17 protein-coding genes are annotated in these 19,996 nt (G+C 68.2%); 9 read left to right on the plus strand and 8 right to left on the minus strand.

What is annotated here, in order from left to right; all coding sequences use genetic code 11:
* The first annotated feature begins 9 nt into the window (after window positions 1-9).
* The 5 genes from Q8M82_RS02425 to Q8M82_RS02445 all read left to right on the plus strand — a co-directional run bounded on the left by Q8M82_RS02425 (window position 10) and on the right by Q8M82_RS02445 (window position 5,340).
* Window positions 10-948 (plus strand): TRAP transporter substrate-binding protein, encoded by a 939-nt coding sequence (locus tag Q8M82_RS02425; protein ID WP_305689802.1) that lies wholly within the window; start codon window positions 10-12, stop codon window positions 946-948.
* A gap of 75 nt (window positions 949-1,023) precedes the next feature.
* The gene (locus Q8M82_RS02430; protein WP_069056667.1) at window positions 1,024-1,557 is read left to right on the plus strand and encodes a TRAP transporter small permease; all 534 of its coding nucleotides are present in this window, start codon (window positions 1,024-1,026) and stop codon (window positions 1,555-1,557) included.
* 3 nt (window positions 1,558-1,560) lie between these two features.
* Window positions 1,561-2,841 (plus strand): TRAP transporter large permease, encoded by a 1,281-nt coding sequence (locus Q8M82_RS02435; RefSeq protein ID WP_305689788.1) that lies wholly within the window; start codon window positions 1,561-1,563, stop codon window positions 2,839-2,841.
* Window positions 2,838-4,310, plus strand: a complete 1,473-nt coding sequence (locus tag Q8M82_RS02440) for a mannitol dehydrogenase family protein (protein ID WP_305689789.1) — start codon at window positions 2,838-2,840, stop codon at window positions 4,308-4,310. The genes Q8M82_RS02435 and Q8M82_RS02440 overlap by 4 nt, the downstream gene beginning before the upstream one ends.
* Window positions 4,311-4,509: 199 nt before the next feature.
* Window positions 4,510-5,340 (plus strand): transporter substrate-binding domain-containing protein, encoded by an 831-nt coding sequence (locus Q8M82_RS02445; RefSeq protein WP_305689790.1) that lies wholly within the window; start codon window positions 4,510-4,512, stop codon window positions 5,338-5,340.
* 108 nt (window positions 5,341-5,448) lie between these two features.
* On the opposite strand, the gene Q8M82_RS02450 is transcribed toward Q8M82_RS02445, so the two are convergent.
* Window positions 5,449-6,612: an amidohydrolase gene (locus Q8M82_RS02450; protein WP_305689791.1), complete on the minus strand. Its 1,164-nt coding sequence runs from the start codon at window positions 6,610-6,612 to the stop codon at window positions 5,449-5,451.
* Window positions 6,613-6,863: 251 nt separating this feature from the next.
* Here Q8M82_RS02450 and Q8M82_RS02455 point away from each other — a divergent pair, with 251 nt between their 5' ends.
* Both Q8M82_RS02455 and Q8M82_RS02460 read left to right on the plus strand, forming a co-directional pair.
* Window positions 6,864-8,573 carry a lysine--tRNA ligase gene (locus Q8M82_RS02455; RefSeq protein ID WP_305689792.1) on the plus strand — a complete coding sequence of 570 codons (1,710 nt, stop codon included), beginning with the start codon at window positions 6,864-6,866 and terminating at the stop codon, window positions 8,571-8,573.
* Between the two features lie 113 nt (window positions 8,574-8,686).
* The gene (locus tag Q8M82_RS02460; protein ID WP_305689793.1) at window positions 8,687-9,367 is read left to right on the plus strand and encodes a nitroreductase; all 681 of its coding nucleotides are present in this window, start codon (window positions 8,687-8,689) and stop codon (window positions 9,365-9,367) included.
* A gap of 16 nt (window positions 9,368-9,383) precedes the next feature.
* Here Q8M82_RS02460 and Q8M82_RS02465 read toward each other — a convergent pair whose 3' ends face one another.
* The 3 genes from Q8M82_RS02465 to Q8M82_RS02475 form a co-directional block, all read right to left on the minus strand.
* Window positions 9,384-10,352: a DUF808 domain-containing protein gene (locus Q8M82_RS02465; protein WP_305689794.1), complete on the minus strand. Its 969-nt coding sequence runs from the start codon at window positions 10,350-10,352 to the stop codon at window positions 9,384-9,386.
* A gap of 85 nt (window positions 10,353-10,437) precedes the next feature.
* Window positions 10,438-11,625 (minus strand): acetyl-CoA C-acyltransferase, encoded by a 1,188-nt coding sequence (locus Q8M82_RS02470; protein ID WP_305689795.1) that lies wholly within the window; start codon window positions 11,623-11,625, stop codon window positions 10,438-10,440.
* A 91-nt stretch (window positions 11,626-11,716) separates the two neighbouring features.
* Complete coding sequence (locus Q8M82_RS02475) at window positions 11,717-13,804, minus strand: 3-hydroxyacyl-CoA dehydrogenase NAD-binding domain-containing protein (RefSeq protein ID WP_371126205.1); 2,088 nt, start codon at window positions 13,802-13,804, stop codon at window positions 11,717-11,719.
* A 190-nt stretch (window positions 13,805-13,994) separates the two neighbouring features.
* Between Q8M82_RS02475 and Q8M82_RS02480 the strand changes: the two genes are divergently transcribed.
* Window positions 13,995-14,738 (plus strand): enoyl-CoA hydratase-related protein, encoded by a 744-nt coding sequence (locus Q8M82_RS02480; protein ID WP_305689796.1) that lies wholly within the window; start codon window positions 13,995-13,997, stop codon window positions 14,736-14,738.
* Between the two features lie 48 nt (window positions 14,739-14,786).
* Here the strand turns inward: Q8M82_RS02480 and Q8M82_RS02485 are convergent, their stop codons facing one another.
* The 4 genes from Q8M82_RS02485 to Q8M82_RS02500 form a co-directional block, all read right to left on the minus strand.
* Window positions 14,787-16,292: a tripartite tricarboxylate transporter permease gene (locus tag Q8M82_RS02485; protein WP_305689797.1), complete on the minus strand. Its 1,506-nt coding sequence runs from the start codon at window positions 16,290-16,292 to the stop codon at window positions 14,787-14,789.
* Window positions 16,293-16,302: 10 nt separating this feature from the next.
* Window positions 16,303-16,770 carry a tripartite tricarboxylate transporter TctB family protein gene (locus tag Q8M82_RS02490; protein ID WP_305689798.1) on the minus strand — a complete coding sequence of 156 codons (468 nt, stop codon included), beginning with the start codon at window positions 16,768-16,770 and terminating at the stop codon, window positions 16,303-16,305.
* 103 nt (window positions 16,771-16,873) lie between these two features.
* Window positions 16,874-17,875 carry a tripartite tricarboxylate transporter substrate binding protein gene (locus tag Q8M82_RS02495; protein ID WP_305689799.1) on the minus strand — a complete coding sequence of 334 codons (1,002 nt, stop codon included), beginning with the start codon at window positions 17,873-17,875 and terminating at the stop codon, window positions 16,874-16,876.
* A gap of 124 nt (window positions 17,876-17,999) precedes the next feature.
* Window positions 18,000-19,424: a serine protease gene (locus Q8M82_RS02500; protein WP_305689800.1), complete on the minus strand. Its 1,425-nt coding sequence runs from the start codon at window positions 19,422-19,424 to the stop codon at window positions 18,000-18,002.
* A 222-nt stretch (window positions 19,425-19,646) separates the two neighbouring features.
* Between Q8M82_RS02500 and Q8M82_RS02505 the strand changes: the two genes are divergently transcribed.
* On the plus strand, window positions 19,647-19,996 hold a 350-nt coding region (locus Q8M82_RS02505), incomplete at its 3' end, for a hypothetical protein (RefSeq protein ID WP_305689801.1).

Consider the following 19,996-nt stretch of genomic DNA (forward strand, 5'->3'; position numbering starts at 1 on the left):
GGCGCCGCCATGCTGGCGTCGGTCGCGCTTCCCGCAGCCGCCCAGACCGTCCTGCGGTCCACCGACATCCACCCGACCGACTATCCGACGGTCGAGGCTGTCCGCCACATCAGCAAGCTGCTGGAGGAGCGCACCAAGGGCCGCATCAAGATCAACGTCTTCCACTCGGCCCAGCTCGGCAACGAGAAGGACACGATCGAGCAGACCCGCTTCGGCGTGATCGACCTGAACCGCATCAACATGGCGCCGTTCAACAACCTGATCCCGGCGACCAACGTGCCGTCCCTGCCCTTCATCTTCCGCTCGGTCGCGCATATGCGCACCGTGATGGACGGCCCGATCGGTGATTCGATCCTCAAGGAGTTCGAGAAGCACGATCTCGTTGGCCTCGCCTTCTACGATTCCGGCTCGCGCTCCTTCTACAACTCCAAGCGTCCGATCAACACGCCTGCCGACATGAAGGGCATGAAGATCCGCGTCCAGCAGTCGGACATGTTCGTCGCGCTGGTCTCGGCGCTCGGCGCCAATGCGACGCCGATGGCCTTTGGCGAGGTCTACTCTGCCCTGCAGACCGGCGTCATCGATGGTGCCGAGAACAACTGGCCGTCCTTCGAGTCGACCAAGCATTTCGAGGTCTCGAAGTTCTACTCGCTGACCGAGCACTCGCTCTCGCCGGAGGTGCTGGTCATGTCCAAGCGCAGCTTCGACAAGCTCTCCAAGGAAGACCAGGAGATCATGAAGGTCGCCGCCAAGGAGTCCGTCGCCAAGATGCGCGAACTCTGGGACGCCCGCGAAAAAGCCTCGGAAGCCAAGGTCAAGGCCGGCGGCGCCGTGATCAACACCGTCGAGAAACAGCCCTTCATCGACGCGATGAAGCCCGTCTACGACAAGTTCGTTACCGACGCGGCCCTCAAGGACCTCGTCGCGAAGATCCAGGCGGTCAAGTAGCCCCGCCCCCGTCGTTCCCCGGGCGGCGGCCTCCCGCCGCCCGTTTCCGTTTCCCGCCCCTGTCAGGACCTGTCCATGAGCGGCTTTGCCCGGATGCTCACACGCATCAATTCACGACTCAGCCTGGTCGCCCTGCTCGCGGCGGGCCTGGGCCTGATCGCCATGACCGCGATCGTCGCCTGGACCGTGTTCGGCCGCTACGTCCTCAACGCGACACCGACCTGGGGCGAGCCGGCCTCTCTGTTCCTGATGCTCTGGTTCATCCTGCTGGGCGGTTCGGTCGGTGTCCGCGAGCTCGACCATATGGGCTTCGATGTCGGTCTCCATTACCTGCGCGGCACGCCGAAAAGCGTGCTCATCGTCGCCAACGAGGTGCTGGTGACGCTCTTCGCCTTTGCCATGGTCTGGTACGGCACCGAGCTCGCCGCCAAGGTCTGGAGCGATCGCCTGCCGATGATCGGCATCTCCAAGGGCTGGGACTACGTCCCGATCATCGCCGGCGGCGCGCTGATCGCGCTGTTCTCGATCGAGAAGCTGCTGCTCTTCTTCACAGGCGAGAAGCTTGCGCCAATGCCGCTGAACGCCAACGGTCTTGGCGGGGAGGCCTGAGCGATGGCGATCACGATCCTCTTCACCTCTTTCGCCGCGCTCCTTCTGATGGGCGTGCCCGTGGCCTTCTGCCTCGGGCTCTCCTCGATGGCGACGGTGCTCTATATCGGCATTCCGCCCGTCGTGATCTTCCAGCAGATGTCGACCGGCATGAACGCCTTCGCCATGCTGGCGATCCCTTTCTTCATCTATTCCGGCGACCTGATGATCCGCGGAGGCATCGCCGACCGCCTGATACAGTTCGCCTCCTCGTTGGTTGGCCATCTGCGCGGCGGGTTGGGCCAGGTCAACGTCATCACCTGCACGCTATTCGGCGGCATCTCCGGCTCAGCCGTGGCGGACGCCTCGGCGGTGGGCGGAATCATGATCCCGCAGATGGTCAAGCGCGGCTATGCACCCGACTACGCCGTCAACGTCACGGCCAATTCCGCGATCATCGCGCTGCTGATCCCGCCCTCGCACAACATGATCATCTATTCGCTGGCGGCCGGCGGCACGATCTCGATCGCCGACCTGTTCACGGCGGGGGTCCTTCCCGGACTGATGCTTTGCCTCGCCTTGATGGTGGCTGCCTGGGCCGTCGCGGTGAACCGCGGCTATCCTGCCGACATCTTCCCGGGCTTCCTGACGGTCGCGCGCCTCTTTGTGGCGGCGACTCCGGGCCTGTTGCTGATCGGCATCATCTTCGGCGGCGTCCGTTCCGGCATCTTCACTGCGACAGAATCATCCTGCATCGCGGTGATCTACGCGCTGCTGATCACGATCTTCGTCTATCGCGGCCTGGACCTGAAGGGCTTCACGCACGCCACGCTCGGCGCGGTCCGCACCACCGCCATGGTGCTGCTGATCATCGGCGCGGCGAGCTCCTTCGGCTGGCTGATGGCCTTCCTCGAGGTGCCGAAGGCAACGATCGCACTGATGCAGGCGATCTCGGACAACCCGCTGGTGATCCTGCTGATGATCAACGTCATCCTGCTGGTGCTCGGCACCTTCATGGACATGGCGCCGATGATCATCATCTGCACGCCGATCTTTCTGCCCGTGGTCAAGGCGATCGGCGTCGATCCCGTGCATTTCGGCGTGATCCTGATCCTCAACGCCGGCATCGGGCTGAACACGCCGCCCGTCGGCTCGGTCCAGTTCGTCGCCTGCGCCATCGGCAAGGTGTCGATCAGCGAATCCATGAAGACGATCTGGCCCTTCTACGGCGCCAGCGTTGCCGTGCTGCTGCTGATCACCTATGTCCCGGCCTTCTCCCTCTGGCTGCCGGGCATGTTCCGTTGACACGACTGACGACGAAAACCCTTGCCTCCCTGCCCGCTACGGTCCGCCGCCCCGCCTATGACGGCGCGCGGCTGACGCCGGGCATCGTGCATCTCGGCCTGGGCGCTTTCGCCCGCGCGCATCTCTGCGAATACACCGAGGACGCGCTGGAGCTGGAGTTCGGCGCCTGGGGCGTCACCGGCGCGAGCCTGCAGCGGCCCGACCAGCGCGACCGGCTGAAGCCCCAGGACGGGCTCTACACCCTGCTCAAGCGCGCCCCGGCCGGACCGGAACTGCGCCTCATCGGCTGCCTCGGTGAGGTGCTGGTCGCGCCGGAGAACCCGGCCGCACTGATCGCGCGCATGGCCTCCCCCGATACGCGGATCGTCTCGCTGACGGTCACCGAGAAGGGCTATTGCCACGACCCAGCCACCGGCCGGCTGAAAGCCGACCATCCCGACATCGTCCACGACCTCGCCAACCCGCTCAGACCCCGCTCGGCGGTGGGCCTGATCGTCGCGGCCCTGAAGGCCCGCCGCACCGCAGGCCTGGGCCCCTTCACGGCGCTGAGCTGCGACAACCTCCCCCACAATGGCGGCGTGCTGCGCGGGCTGGTGCGCGATTTCGCCGCCCTGAGCGACGACGGCCTGAGCCAGTGGATCGAGGCCAACGGCGCCTTCCCCGCCACGATGGTCGACCGCATCGTGCCTGCCACGACCGAGGCCGACATCGCCGAGGTCGCGGGCCTGATCGGACTGGAGGACGCTGCGCCCGTGATCGGCGAGCCCTTCCGGCAATGGGCGATCCAGGACGTCTTCGCCGCCGGCCGCCCGGCCTGGGAGAAGGTCGGCGCGCAGATGGTCTCGGAGGTCGCACCCTTCGAGTTCATGAAGCTGCGCATGCTCAACGGCGCACATTCGAGCCTTGCCTATCTCGGCTATCTCGCCGGCCACGAGACGGTCTCGGAGGCCAGCGGCGACCCGGTCTTCGCCCGCTTCCTGGAAGGGCTCTGGGCCGAGATCATCCCGACGGTTCCCGCGCCTCAGGGCGTCGTCCTCGGAGACTATGCGCAGGCGCTTCTCGCCCGCTTCCGCAATCCCGCCATTCGCCACCGCACCTGGCAGATCGCCATGGACGGCTCGCAGAAGCTGCCGCAGCGCCTGCTCGGCACCATCCGCGACCGGCTCAGGCAGGACGCCCCGATCGACCATCTCGCGCTCGGCGTCGCGGCCTGGATGGCTTACGTCTCCGGCACCGACGAAAAGGGCGCGACGATCGATGTCCGCGACCCGCTTGCCTCGACCTTCGCGGAGAAGGCCCATGCCGCCGGCCGCGATGCGGCCGCACTGAGCCGCTCGCTGCTTGGTATCGAGGCGATCTTCGGCGCCGATCTGCCGCGCGAGACCCGGTTCACCCAGGCCGTCGAGCGGCATCTTGCGGCGCTGTTCGACAAGGGCGCCCGGGCGACGGTAGCGGCGCTGGCTGAGTAAGAATAGCACTCGAACCACACCGTCATCCCGGCCGCAGCGAAGCGGAGCGCCGGGATCCATCATAGGGCACCATGTCGCCCTATGATGGATCCCGGAGCGGCGCCGCTGCGCGGCTTGTCCGGGATGACGTCGAGGATGGTGTCAGGACAGCAGACCACGCCCCCTTGATCCCACCCGCCCCCTCGCGCCAGATGTCCGCATGATCCGCGCCGTCCTCCTCACACTGGCCCTGCTGACGCTCGCCCCGCAGGCCGCGCCGGCCCAGTCGCGCGTCACCGTGCCGAATTTCTGGGATCCGCGCATCCGGCTCGATCGGCCCGAGCCCGGTCCGCCCCGCGTCATCCGCTTCCTGACCGACGACGAATACCCGCCGCTGCACTTCGCCGGCCCCGATGGCGGGCTGACCGGGTTCTCCGTCGAACTGGCGCGCGCCGCCTGCGAGAAGCTCGGCTGGACCTGCACCGTCCAGGCCCGCCGCTTCGACACGCTGCTGGATTCGCTGGCCGAGGGCCGTGGCGACGTGCTGGCGGCGGCGGTCAACCTGACGCCGCCGATCCGCGCCCGCTTCGCGGCGAGCCATCTCTATTTCCGCGGCACCGCCCGCTTCGTCACCACGCGCGGCAACGCCCAGGCCGAACTCGACACCCGCTCGCTCCAGGGCAAGCGCGTCGCCGTCGTCGCCGGCACGGCGCATCAGGCCTATCTCGAACGGCTCCTGCCCTTCATCCAGCGCCGCGAAGCTCCCACCCTTGCCGCCGCCGTCACGGCGCTGCGCAGCGGCGACGCCGAATTCGTTTTCGCCGATGGCGTCGCCCTGTCGCTGCTGCTCGCCGGCAGCGCCGGCGGCGAACTCGCCTTCACCGGCGGGCCCTTCCTCGAAAGTCGTTATTTCGGCGAGGGCGTCGCCTTCCTCATCCGCAAGGACGAGGCCCCGCTGAAGCGCTCCCTCGACTATGCGCTGCAGTCGCTCTGGGACGACGGCACCTATGCGCGGCTCTATCTCCGGTTCTTCCCGGTGAGCCCGTTCTGAGCCACTGCGTCATTCTCGGGCGGAGCGAAGCGCAGACCCGAGAATCTCTTGCAGGAGATGCGTCCGGCAAGAGATGCTCGGGTCTGCGCCCGAGCATGACGCGCGATCTCAGGCCTTCGCCGCCGGCGCGTTCGCGCTCAGCGCCTGCTTCGCCACTGCCGCCAGCCAGCCCGACGCGGCCGGCAGGATCGCGTCGTTGAAATCGTAGCGGTCGTTGTGCAGTTCGCCGCCGTCGCGCACCGGGCCGTTGCCGATCCAGACATAGGCGCCCGGCAGCCGCTGCAGGAAATGGGCGAAGTCCTCGCCCGTGGTGCTCGCCTTGAGATCACGCCGTAGCCCCACGCCGGCAGCCTGCGCGGCCGCCGCGGCGATCTCCTCCTCCGGCGCGGTGTTGATGGTCGCGGCGCCATGCATCGTCTCGACCTCGGCCTGCATCTCGAAGGTGGCGGCGATGTTCTGCGCGATCGCGCGGATACGCCCGAGCAGGCGCTCGCGCACCTCGGCCACAAAGGTGCGGAAGGTGCCCTCGATGAAGACGCTGGTCGGGATCTGGTTGGAGGCCGAGCCGCCATGCACCTGGCCGATCGAAACCACGGCCGACTGCATGGGATCGATGTTGCGCGAGACGATGGTCTGCAGCGCGACAATGAGATGCCCCATGGCCACGATCGGGTCGCGGGTCGTCTCCGGCAGCGCCGCATGGCCCGCCGTGCCGTGCAGCGTGATCCTGAAGCGGCCGGGTTCGGACATCACCGGGCCGCGATGCACGGCGATGGTGCCCGCCTCCAGCCCCGGCCAGTTGTGGAGCGCGAAAATGCGCTCCATCGGAAAGCGCTCGAGGATGCCGTCGGCGAGCATGGCTTGCGCGCCGCCCGCCCCCTCCTCGGCCGGCTGGAAAACGAGTTGCACCGTGCCGCTCCAGCTGTCGTCGCGGGCGAGCAGGGCGGCCGCGCCGAGCAGCGCCGTGGTGTGCCCGTCATGGCCGCAGGCATGCATGACGTGCGGTCGCGTGGATGCGTAGGGCAGGTCATTGGCTTCCAGGATCGGCAGCGCGTCCATGTCGGCACGCAGGCCGACCGATCGCTCCGAGGCGCCGCGCGTCAGGGTCGCCACCACGCCATGGCCGCCGATGCCCGCGGTGAAGGGCACGCCGAGCGCGGCCAGCTTCGCCTGGACGAAGGCGCTCGTCTCCTTCTCGTCGCGGCCCAGTTCCGGATGGGCGTGGAGATGGCGTCGCCAGGCGGTCAGTTGGGCGTGCAGGTGCGGATCCAAGGTGGGCAGTCCTTTCGGGTCGGTGTCGCAACCCTATCCCTCGCACGCCATTCGACAACCGCCGAAGACGAATGCCGTCATTTCGGATAAGCGGCAAAGTCGCGCAGCTGCAAAATCCATCGAAATGCAAACCGGCACGCCTTTTCGATGATGGCGACAGCCGATGCGATGCATTGACGCCGCCCTTCGCAATCTGCGAAAGCCCCTCCCTCGCATTTTTCGCGCAGAACCTGGAGAGGACACCACCCCAGATGCCGGTTTTCGACCCCGCCCTTGTGGACGCCGCCCAGCGTTCGGCCGCCTGGCCGTTCGAGGAAGCTCGCAAGCTCGTCGCGCGGATCGAGAAATCGGGCAAGACCGAGGTGATCTTCGAAACCGGCTACGGCCCCTCGGGACTGCCCCATATCGGCACCTTCGGCGAGGTCGCGCGCACCTCGATGGTCCGCCACGCCTTTCGCGTGCTGACCGATGACGCCATTCCCACCCGCCTGATCGCCTTCTCGGACGACATGGACGGGCTGCGCAAGGTGCCCGACAACGTCCCCAACAAGGATCTGCTGACAGCGGCGCTCGGCAAGCCGCTGACCGAGGTGCCCGACCCCTTCGGCACGCATGACTCATTCGGCCGCCACAACAATGCGCGGCTGCGCGCCTTCCTCGACCAGTTCGGATTCGACTACGAATTCAAGTCCTCGACCGACAGCTACCGCGCGGGCGAGTTCGACGCGACGCTGCTGAAGATGCTCGCGCGCTACGACGCGATCATGAAGATCATGCTGCCGACCCTGCGCGAGGAGCGGGCCGCGACCTATTCGCCCTTCCTGCCGATTCATCCCGTGACGCGCATCGTCATGCAGGTGCCGATCGAGGCGCGCGACGTCGAGGCCGGCACCATCGCCTGGACCGACCCTTCCACAGGCGAGCGCTTCGTCACGCCCATCACCGGCGGCCATGTCAAGCTGCAGTGGAAGCCCGATTGGGCGATGCGCTGGGTCGCGCTCGGCATCGACTACGAGATGGCGGGCAAGGACCTGATCGACTCGGTCAAGGTTTCCTCGCAGATCGCGCGCGCACTCGATGCCCAACCGCCCGAGGGCTTCAACTACGAACTCTTCCTCGACGAGCAGGGCCAGAAGATCTCGAAGTCCAAGGGCAACGGCCTGACCATCGAGCAATGGCTCGAATACGGCCCCCAGGAGAGCCTGGCGCTCTACATGTTCCAGCGCCCGCGCGAAGCCAAGAAGCTGCATTTCGACGTCATCCCGCGCGCGGTCGACGAGTATCTGCAGTTCCTCGGCGGCTATGAGCGGCAGGACTGGAAAAACCGGCTCGGCAACCCGGTCTGGCACCTGCATCACGGCGAGCCGCCGCAGCCCGAGGTCATCGCCACCGGCGAGGGCGAGAACGCCTCGCGCGCGCAGATCACCTTCGGCCTGCTGATGAACCTCGTCGCCGTCGCCAATTCCGAGGACAAGGCGGTTCTCTGGGGCTTCCTCCAGCGCTATGCGCCGGGCATCTCGCCGCAGACCCATCCCCGTCTCGACGCGCTGGTCGGCTACGCGATCGCCTATTTCCGCGACTTCGTGAAGCCGGCGAAGAATTACCGTCTCGCCGACGAGACGGAAGCCGCGGCCTTCACCGCGCTCGACGCCGCGCTTGCCGCCCTGCCGGCGGATGCGACCGCGGAAATGGTGCAGGACACGGCGCTGGACGTCGCCCGCGCCATCCCACGCTACCAGAACCTCGCCGCCAAGAACGCCACGCCGGAACGGCCCGGCGTCTCGGGCGAATGGTGGAAGGCGATCTACCAGGTCTTCTTCGGCGAGGATCAGGGCCCGCGCTTTGGCTCCTTCGCCGCGATCTACGGCCTCGCCAACACCCGCGCGTTGATTGCCAAGGCGTTGGCCGGCCGGCTGGTCGAGGAGCACGCGGCGTTCGTCGAAGCGCGGAAAGCGGGCTGAGACAACCGTCATTCTCGGGCGCCGCAGCGCGGCGACCCGAGAATCTCTGGCGAGTTCGTGCTGGAGCCCGAGATGGTCGGGTCAAGCCCGACCATGACGAGGTGAGACGACACATGACACCCGCCCAAGCCGTCGAACACGCCATCACCTCCCGCCGGGCCACCCGCGCCTTCCTGCCGACGCCGGTCGATCCCGCCCTGCTGCACCGGCTCATCGAGGTCGCGTCACGCGCGCCGAGCGGCACCAACATGCAGCCCTGGAAGCTACGGGTGATCGGACCGCAGGCGCGGGCGCGGCTGGAGAGCGCCCTGCTGGCGGCGCTGGACGATCCCGGCTTCGTCCAGTCCGAGGAATACCGCTACTATCCCGAGGCCTTCCGCGAGCCCTATCAGTCGCGGCGCCGCAAGGTCGGCTGGGATCTCTACGGCCTGCTCGGCGTTGCCAAGGGCGATATCGCCGGCATGAAGCGCCAGAGCGCCGCCAATCTCCGCTTTTTCGGCGCGCCGGTCGCGCTGATGCTGACGGTCGACCGCGATCTCGAGATCGGCTCCTGGATCGATCTCGGCATGTTCCTGCAGAGCCTGCTGATCGCGGCGCAGGGGCATGGGCTGCAATCCTGCCCGCAGGCGATTTTTGCCCGCTTCCACTCGGTGGTGCGGCGCGAATTGGCCATCCCCGACAGCGAGATCGTCGTCTGCGGTATCGCCATTGGGCACGCCGACCCTGCGGCGCCCCAGAACGGCCTCGTCGCCGAACGCGAGCCGGTCGAAGGCTTCACCACCTGGCTCGATTAGCCGCCGCGAGCCAGCGTCAGGCGGGCTGCCCGGTCTTGCCCATGCCCTTCGTGATGGGCTGCACGACGTAATGCATCGCGATGATGGCGATGCCGCCGACGATCAGTCCGAACACCGCCGAGAAAACGGCGCCGGTGAGCCATTCGACGACGCCCCCCGCCGGCAGCATCGAACCGGCCGCGACCGCGAGCCCATGGCTGGCATGGCCCAGTCCCGTCAGGCCGAACTCTTCCAGCCCATGGATGATGATGCCGCCGCCGACCCAGAGCATCGCCGCCGTCCCGACCGCGCTGAGGGCGGAGAGGAAATACGGCATGCCGAGCACCAGCCCACGCCCGAAGAGCGCAACCGGCGCGAAGCGCTGCTGCGCCAGCGCCAGACCGATATCGTCGGCTTTCACGATCAGCGCCACGGCGCCATAGACCACCACCGTGATGCCGATACCGACCACGGCGAGAACCGTCGCCTGCATCCAGAACGAAGAGGTCGAGACCGTCGACAGCGTGATCGCCATGATTTCGGCCGACAAGATGAAATCCGTCTTGATCGCCCCGGCGATTTTCTGCTCCTCGAGCAGCTTGGGATCGAGCACGGCCTTGCCGGCCTCCTCGGGGCTCGCGGCCGCATGCGGCACGACGAGTTCGAGGATTTTCTCAGCACCCTCATAGCAAAGATAGACACCGCCCGCCATCAAGAGTGGCGTGATCAGCCAGGGCGCAACCAGCGCCAGGATCAGCGCGCCCGGCAGCAGGAAGAGCAGCTTGTTCTTCAGCGAGCCGAGCGCGATCCTCCAGATGATCGGCAGTTCGCGGGCTGCGGCAAAACCCACAGCATAGCGTGGCGTCACCGCAGCGTCGTCGATGACGATGCCCGCCGCCTTGGTCCCGGCCTTGGTCGCCTGCGCGACGACATCGTCGACGGAGGACGCCGCAACCTTGGCGATCCCGGCGATATCGTCGAGCAGCGCGAACAATCCCGAAGCCACGGTCTCATCTCCACGATAAAGAGCAGCGCAGCAGATCATCCGCCGCGGCCGCGCCCTCACCTAGACGCGGCAGCGACGGATTGGTTCAGCCCGGGTTGATCTCGAACAGGCCCGCACAGCCCATGCCGCCGGCGACGCACATCGTCACCACCGCATAGCGCGCCTTGCGGCGGCGGCCTTCAAGCAGCGCATGACCGACGAGCCGAGCCCCGCTCATCCCGAAGGGATGGCCGATCGCGATCGCCCCGCCATTGACGTTGACCTTGTCGGGATCGATGCCGAGCTTGTCGCGGCAATAGAGCGACTGCGAGGCGAAGGCCTCGTTGAGCTCCCAGAGATCGATGTCGGACACGCTCAGTCCGTTGCGCTCCAGCAGGCGCGGCACCGCAAAGACCGGGCCGATGCCCATCTCGTCGGGCTCGCAGCCGGCCGAAGCGAAGCCGCGGAAGATGCCGAGCGGCGACAGGCCGCGCCGCGCCGCCTCGGCTGCCGACATCACGACGCTGGCCGCGGCACCGTCCGAAAGCTGGCTGGCATTGCCGGCAGTGACGAACTGGTCCTCGCCGCGAACGGGCTTGAGCTTCAGCAACCCCTCCAGCGTGGTGTCGGGCCGATTGCCCTCGTCCTTCGCCAGCGTCACTGGCTTCTGGCTGACCTCGCCCGTCGCCTTGTCGGTGACCGCCATCACGGCGCTCATCGGCACGATCTCGTCGTCGAACAGGCCGCGCTCCTGGGCTGCCGCGGTGCGCTGCTGGCTCGCCAGCGAGAACTCGTCCTGCGCCTGGCGCGAGATGCCGTAGCGCTGCGCCACGATGTCGGCGGTCTCGATCATCGTCGTGTAGATCGTCGGCTTGTTGGCGAGCAGCCAGTCGTTCAGGGCGAGGTCGCGCCGGGTCACCGGCTGCACCAGCGAAATCGACTCGACGCCGCCGCCGACCGCGACCGGCACCCCGTCCATCACCACCCGCCGCGCCGCATGGGCGATCGCCTCCAGCCCGGAGGCGCAGAAGCGGCTGACGGTGACGCCGGCCGACTGAACGGGAAGCCCCGCAACCAGTGCGGCATGGCGGGCGACGTTCAGCCCTGTCGCGGCCTCCGGATAGCCGCAGCCCATCACCACCTCCTCGACCGCCTCCGGCTCGAGCCTCGCGCGTGCGAGCGCATGGCGGATCGCATGGGCCGCCATGTCGGCGCCGCGGACCTGGTTGAAGGCCCCGCGATGGGCCTTGCCGATCGGCGTGCGCGCCGTGGAAACGATGACGGCTTCGGTCATGGAGGGTTTTTTCCTTTGTCAGGTCGACGCTGTTTCGATCTCCGCCGTCATCCCGGATCTCCGCTTCGCTGCGTCCGGGATGACAGCGCGGTTAGACTGCGCTGGTCTTCAGATCGGCGAAGCCCTTGCCCTCGTCCGCGAGCCGGCGCAACAGCGGTGCCGGCTGCAGCGTGACGTCGCGCGTTTCGGCCGCCTGCTGCTCCAGCCGCGCGACGATGGTAGCCAGACCGACCGTGTCGGCCCAATACATCGGCCCTCCGCGCCAGGCCGGCCAGTTGTAGCCATTGAGCCAGATCACGTCGATGTCGCCGGGGCGCGCCGCGATGCCCTCATCCAGGATGCGCGCACCCTCGTTCACCATCGGGTCGAGCAGGCGCGACAGGATCTCATCAGTGGTGAAGCTGCGCCGCGTCACGCCCTGTTCCTCCGAGATGCGCGCGATCAGCGCCTCGACCTCCGGGTCGCGCTGCCCGCTGCGGGCGCCTTCCGGATAGAGGAAATAGCCGCGCCCGGTCTTCTGGCCGAACCAGCCGGCCTCGCAGATCGCATCCGCGACCGCCGCCGTCTTGCCGCGCGCCTTGCGCGAGCGCCAGCCGATGTCGTTGCCCGCGAGATCGGCCATGGCGCAGGGGCCCATCTTGAAGCCGAAGCCGGTCAGCGCCGCATCGACCTCATGCGGCAGCGCGCCGGCGATCAGCAGCCGCTCGGTCGCGCGGGTGCGGGCCTCCAGCATGCGGTTGCCGACGAAGCCGAAGCCGTTGCCGACGACGACCGGCACCTTGCCGAGTCGGCGGCCCAGGGCCATCGTCGTGACCACCGCATCCTCGGCGACGCCCGCGGGGCGGACCACCACGAGCAGCTTCATGAAATTGGCCGGGCTGAAGAAATGCATCCCCAGCACGTCCTGCGGCCGCCTCGTCGCCGCCGCGATGGTGGGTACGTCGAGATAGGAGGTGTTGCTGGCGAGGATCGCCCCGGGCTTGGCGATGCCGTCGAGCGCGCCGAAGATCTGCTGCTTGACGCCCATCTCCTCGAAAGCGGCCTCGATCACGATGTCGGCCTCGGCGGCGGCCGCGAGACCCACCGCGGGCGTGATCAGGGCCAGGCGCGCGTCGCGCTTTTCCGGCGTCAGCGAGCCGCGCGTCACCGACATTTCGTAGATGGCCGCGACCCGGTTCATGCCGTTGTCGATCTGCGCCTGCTCCTGCTCGATCAGCGTCACCGGGATGCCCGCATTGGCGAAGCACATCGCGATGCCGCCGCCCATCGTGCCGGCGCCGATCACCGCCGCCTTCGCGATCGGGCGCGGCTTCACCGCGGCGCCGATGCCGGGCACGCGGGCGATCTCGCGTTCCGCGAAGAAGACATGGCGCAGCGCCGCCGAGCGCGGATCGGCGACGAGCTTTAGGAACAGCGCGCGCTCGACCGCGAGACCCTCCGCAAAGCCGAGATCGAAGGCGCCACGCACGGCCTCGACCAAAGCGGCGACGTTGGGCAGGTCGGCCGACTTCTTCAGCGCATCCGTCGCCAACGCCTCGAAAGCGGCGCGATCGGCCGCATGCAACTTCGCGCCGGCCTCGCTGAGACGCCGCGGCGCGCCGCGTCCCGCGAGCGTGCGTGCCTGCGCCACGGCCGCCGCCACGAGATCATCGCCCGTCACCGCATCGACCAGGCCGAGTTCCAGCGCCTTTCCGGCATTGACGGGCTCGCCCGAGAGCATCATCGGGAAAGCCCTGGCAGCCCCGATCAGCCGCGGCAGCCGTTGCGTGCCGCCCGCGCCGGGGATCAGCCCCAGCTTGACCTCGGGCAGGCCCAGCGAGGCGGTCGGCGCCGCGACGCGACCATGGCAGGCGAGCGCGACCTCGAGACCGCCGCCGAGCGCGGCCCCCTGGATCGCCGCGACGACCGGCTTCGGGCAGGCCTCGATGGCGTCGAGAACGTCGGGCAGATAGGGCGCGAGCGGCGGCTTGCCGAACTCGCTGATGTCGGCTCCGGCGATGAAGGCGCGGCCCGCCGCCGCCAGCACGATGGCGCTCACCGTCGGATCGGCACCCGCCTCCGCGATGACGCGGGCGAGATCGGCCCGGAGGGCCCGGCCGAGAGCGTTGACGGGTGGGTTGTCGATCGTCGCGATCGCGATCTCGCCCTGACGGGCGAGCCGGACGGTCTCCATAGGCATGCGTCCCTGCTGTGCCGGCGCTGGGGCGCGGCCGGTCGAGGGCGAAGGAGGACATGGCGGAGGTCCCCTTTGTCAAGCAGGCCACTGGCTTGACCCCCGGCGAAGCGCCATGCCAAGCCTCCCTCCGAGAGCCGGGCCTTAGAGCGTCGATCCGCGGGACCCGGCCGGGACATGGGATGGAGATCCGGGGATGACGAGCGCCGTTCTGACCGAAACCATGGCGCCCGGCGTCCTGCAGATCACGATGAACCGACCCGAGCGCAAGAACGCGCTCGACCGTGCCAGCTATCTCGGCCTGATCGCCGCTTTTGCCGCGGCAGAGGCCGATGCGGAGATCCGCGCCATCGTGGTCACCGGCGCGGGAGGCTGTTTCACCAGCGGCAATGATATTCGCGACTTCGCGGCATCCGCCGATGACGGCGCCCGCGTCGCCATGGACTTCCTGGGCGCGATCTCGACGGCGGCGAAGCCGGTCGTCGCAGGCGTGGAGGGCTTCGCCGTCGGCATCGGCACCACGATGCTGCTGCATTGCGACCTCGCCTTCGCCGGGGCCGGCGCGATGTTCCGCATGCCCTTCGTCACGCTCGGCCTCTGCCCCGAAGGCGCCTCGAGCTATCTGCTGCCGCTCGTGGCGGGCTCCAAGCGCGCCGCGGAACTGCTGATGCTCGGCGAGAGCTTCGGCCCGCAGGCGGCGCTGGAGGCCGGCCTTCTCAATGGCGTCGTCGCCGAGGGCAAGGCGCTGGAGGCCGCACTCGACAAGGCGAAGGCGCTGGCGGCCCTGCCGCCGCAATCGGTCGCGTTGACCAAGATGCTGCTCAAGCGCGGCCAGGCGGCGAGCGTCGCCGAAACGCTGGCCACCGAGGCGCGGCACTTCGGCGAGCGGCTGCGCTCGACCGAGGCCCAGGCCGCCTTCGCCGCCTTCCTCAGGCGCTGAGAGCGGTCGGGAAGGCTGCAGCATCCCGACCCGGCCACCGCGAAGACCTCAGGCCTTCGCGCCCGCCGCTGCTCGCGAGGCGCCGAATGTCAGCGCGCGCCAGATCATGAGAGCCCAGATCGCCATCGTGCAGACGCCGAGGACGCCAGCGATCGGCCGCGACAGGAAGCCGAGCAGCGACCCGTCCGCCTTGATCATCGACGACATGAAGTTCTGCTCCAGCATCTCGCCGAGCACGAGCCCGAGGATCAGCGGCGCGACCGGCACGCCATGCTCTTCCAGCAGCCAGCCGAAAACGCCCATGCCCACCATTAGAACGACGCCGTAGAGCGAGTTCGTCATGGCGTAGGAGCCGACGATGCAGAAGATCAGGATGATCGGCAGCAGGATGTTGCGCGGCACGCGCAGGATCTGCTTGGCCGACTTGATCGCCGCCCAGCCGAGCGGGAACATCAGGAGATTGGCCAGGATGAAGATGATGAAAACGGCGTAGATCAGTTCCGGCGTTTGCAGGAACACGCTCGGGCCCGGATTCATCCCCTTCATGTAGAGCACGCCGATGACGATGGCCGTGATGGAATCGCCGGGTATGCCGAAGACGAGCGCTGGGATCCAGGCCGCGCCGAGCGCGGAATTATTGGCCGAGGTCGCATCCACGATCCCTTCGACATGCCCCTTGCCGAACTTCTCCGGCTCCTTGGAGGTCTTCTTGGAGATCGCATAGGAAACCCAGGATGCGATGTCGGCGCCAGCGCCCGGCAGGGCGCCGATCACGGTGCCGATCATCGAACCGCGCAGAAAGTTGAACCAGTACCGCTTCATCACGCCGCCGATGCCGGTCATCAGGTTGCCGACAGCCTGGGCGACCACATGCCCGCCCTTCTCCATCGTCACCGCGCCACGCAGCAACTCGGAAACGGCGAACATGCCGATCAGCGTCGGGATGAAATTGATGCCCGACAGCAGATCGACATTGCCGAAGGTGAAGCGCGGCTGTCCGGCCGCCGGGTCGATGCCGATGCAGCCGATCGCCAGTCCGATGAACAGCGAGAGCAGGCCCTTCAGCGGATCGCCCGTCCCGATGAAGACGGCGCAGGTCAGGCCGAGACAGGCCAGCCAGAAGTACTCGAAGGACGAGAAGTTGATCGCCACTTCCGCCAGCACCGGCGCGAGCAGGATCAGGATGGCGACGCCGAAGATGCCGCCGAGCACCGAGAATACCAGATTGGCGCCCATGGCGAGGTTGAGCTGACCCTTCTTGGTCATCTCATAGCTCTCGTCGGCATAGGCCGCCGAGGCCGGCGTGCCCGGCATGCGCAACATCGCGGCGGGAATGTCGCCTGCGAAGATCGCCATCGCGGTCGCGGTGACGATGGCACCGAGCGCCGGCACGGGTGCCATGAAGAAGGTGACGGGCACCAGCAGCGCCGTCGCCATCGTCGCCGTCAGGCCGGGCATGGCACCGACGAACATGCCGAACATGGCCGAACCCATGATGACGGCGAGAACCGTCGGATCGAAGACCAGCCCGAAGGCGGTGGAAATCGCTGTCATGCCGGTCTCCTCAAAGCACGCTGTCGAGGATGCCGCGCGGCAGCGGGACCCGCATGAGGCTGCCGAAGAAGTACTGCACCGCGATCGTCATCACGCTGGCCACGATCAGCGCCGTGATCGGTCGCACGCCGAACCACAGGAACAGAACGAGCTGGATGAGAAAGGCGGTCGGCATGAAGCCCAGCGGCTCGGAGGCGAGAATGTAGAACACCATCGCCGCCAGCATCAGCGCAAAGGAGGCGAGCCGCCCCGGACGGCGCGCCCACGCGTCGAGCACCAGCAGGGGACGCCCCCCGCCACGCCATTCGCGCAGCATCAGCAGGACCGAACAGAGAATGATCCCGCCGCCGATGATCCGCGGAAACAGGCTGGGCCCGTATTTCTGACCCGGGAACGCGGGAAAGGTGAAGGTCATCGCGATCATCGCGCCGGCGAGCAGCAGGAACGCGGTGCCGACAACGGCATCGTTGAAGCGCATCGAACAGACTCTCTCGAGGTGGGAAGCCGTCATGGCGCTGCGGCGCCATGACGATGACACGCCCCCGGCCGCGCGGCTGGCGCGATCGCGGGCGTCTGGAGCGTTACGCCGGCTTCTTGGCGAGGCCGGCCGCGTTCATGGCGGATCCCATGGCCTTGTCGCCCTCGGCCATGAAGGCCGCGAAGCCCTTCTGGTCCTGATAGGTCATGCCGAAGCCGCGGGCGTTCATGAAATCCTGGAACTCCTTGGAATCGAAGGCCTTCTTGAGCTCCGTCGTCAGCGTCGCCTGGATCGCGTCCGGCAGCCCCTTCGGACCGGCGATGCCGCGCCAGGCGCCGACGGAATAGTTGATGGCGAGCGTCTCGTTCAGCGTCGGCACGTCCTTGAACTGCGGATTGCGCGCCTTGGCCATGATCGCCAGCGACTTCGCCTTGCCGGCGTCGATCATGGCGCGGGCCTCCGGCACCGAGCAGGTGACGATGTCGATACCGCCGGCGGCGAGATCCTGCATCGCCGGTGCCGCGCCGTTGGAAGGCGCCCAGGCGACATGGTTCGGCTTCAGCCCCATGGCCTGCAGCCAACCGATCAGCGCGAGATGCCAGATACCGCCCTGGCCGGTGCCCGAGGCCTTGAACTTGCCTTCGGGAGCGGCCTTGATCGCGTCCGCGAGCGCCTTGATGTTCTGATAGGGCGAGTCGGCCTTGACCTGTACGCCCGGAGGATCCTCGTTCATCAGCGCCAGCGGCGTGTAGCTGGTCGGGTTGAGCTCGGTCAGGCCCTGATGGTGCATCATGGTGATTTCCACCGTGATCATGCCGATCGTGTAGCCGTCGGGCGCAGCGGTCGCGATCGCCGAATGGCCGACGACGCCAGATCCGCCGGTCCGGTTGACCACGTTGAAGGGCTGGCCGAGATTCTTCTCGAGGATCGCGCCGATAATGCGCGCGGTCGCATCGGTGCCGCCGCCCGCTCCCCAGGGGCAGACGAGGGTCACGGGACGGCTCGGCCACTTCGCCTGCGCGATGGCCGGGGCTGCGATGAGCCCAGACGCGCCCATAGCGGCCGCCCCGGCGAGAACGCTTCGCCTGCTGATGATGTCGCTCATTCGATTCTCCTCCCCTAAATCGATTTAGTCACCGAGCGCTCCTCGTCGTCGACGGGGCGCCCTTGCGTGGACGGTTGCATCTGAACCGATTGTCGCCGCAGAGACAACTGTCTCGGCACAATTTCTACAAGGCGCAGGCGATCGGCAGGACCGACGCGGCGACCGTCTCGACGATGGCCCCGGTGCTGAGGTCGGGCCCGGCAGCCGCAGGGGTGCGCGGCGGCAGACCGCTCCTCGCCGCATGATCCTGAAGCGCGCTTCCATCGGCCACGGCGTAGCTGCGCTGGGGCGCCACGCCCGCGACGAGCACCTTGTCGGAAGGGTTGCCGGTCACGACGCCCGACAGCCGCCCCTGCCGGTCGAAGACCGGAGAGCCGGCCTGCCCGGGCTGCAGCGGCGCCGACACCGCCGAAGCGGAGCCGATCGTCACGCTCTGCCCCGGCAGGGCGAGGGACACGCGCCGCCCGCCCTCGTCGCCAAAGGCCAGGAGCAGCAGCGGCTCGCCCTCGCCGAGGGCCTCGCGGCGCACCGGTGGAACCGGCAGCGCCGCCCCTCCCTGGACTTCGAGCAGCGTGATCCCGCCCTGGGGCGTCCCGCGCAACTGGGCCGCCCGCCCGCCGACCTGGAGGGACCGACACCCCTCAATGGCGGCGGCGGCCGTCGCCACCACGCGATCGGCGACGGCAACCGCGACGCCATGACGTTGCGTCGGACGAAGCGGGGCGACGGCGGCGGCCGTCGCCGCCACGGGAGCCGCGGGAACGGATGCCACGGCCGAAGCGGCCGGCAACGGACCACCCGGGAAAGGCTCGAAGCTCGCCGCGATCGCGATCACGAGCTTGTCCACAGTGCCCGAAAGCGCCTTGTCGTAGCCGACCGAGAAGCCGCGCAGTCCCGTCGGGCCGGCGGCGAGTCGCCGATAGAACTTGCCGGTCGGTGTCTCGCCGGTGACGACGAAGAAATCCGGCCGCAGCAGCTTGTAGGTGATCTTCCGGCCCGGATTGTTCGGTGTCGGCGCCGTCGCCTTCTCGTAGACGGCCTCCAGCGTCTCACCCGGAGGGGTCGCGGAGGTATCGAGCGTGATTTTGCCGTCGGCGCTTTGCCAGCGGCTGCCGGAGGGCGAGACATCGCGCTTCGGCAGCACGGCGGTCGGAATGCCGATGCGCAGGCCGGTGCGCTCGTCGGCGATCACGCGGAAGCCCGCCGCTTCGCGCGCTGCCTGCGCCGCCTGGGCGAGGCTGCGCCGCTCGCTCGGTGTCAGCACGCCGTCGGGCGCACCCTTCCCCGCCTTGAAGGCGTTGATCGCGCGGAAGGTCAGCGGCCCGTAGCTGCCGCTGACCGCCCCGTTGAAATGTCCGCTCCAGATCAGATCGGCCTGGATCGCCCGGCGCTCCGGCTCGGGCAGGCTCTCGAAACCGGCCTGGCCGGCGGCGAGCTGCGGATTGGCGGCGGAGGCGGGAGCCTGCGCGAGCGCTCCGACTGATAGTACGGCACAGAAAGGCAGCATCAGCGCCGCAGACATGATCAGACGCAACGAACGGGCTCTCATCACCGCCTCCCACCCCGAAGGCCGGCATTGAGCGTCAGATCGACAGGCCCTGCAAGCGATTCCGGCACCCGACCCTCGGCCAGCCGCCGCGCCTGACCGGGCGCCGCGCGCTTTCGGATTGCGCCGGTCCGCGCTGGTGATAGCCTGCCGCCGCGACCATCCCTGTGATCCGGTCTTGCCTTGGACAGGCGGAATGCGGGACGTCATCTGGAGGACATGCCCATGCGCCTGTTGCCCCGCCTCGCGCTGCTCCTGGGCCTCAGCCTCGCAGCCCATCCCGCCTTCGCGCAGAAGGCCTATATCCGCAACGACCTCGCCGCCGACGGACAGCGGCTGGAGGAGCGTCTCAAGCGCGAAGTCTCGGCCGGCGCCCGCTCGGCCGCCGATCTCGTGCGGGCCGGTGAGGCCGCGCTCTCGCGGGGGGATGCCCGCGCCGCCTTGCCCCAGGCCAATGCCGCCGTGGTCGCCGAGCCCGCCAGCGCCGCCGGCTGGCGCCTGATGGCGCGCGCCGCCAACGCCATCGAGCCGCGCGACTATCGCGAGCGCTGGGAGCTGCGGGAGCGCGCCATCAG

Origin of the sequence: Allobosea sp. (genome assembly GCF_030694325.1) — a bacterium.
Classification (GTDB): Bacteria; Pseudomonadota; Alphaproteobacteria; order Rhizobiales; family Beijerinckiaceae; genus Allobosea.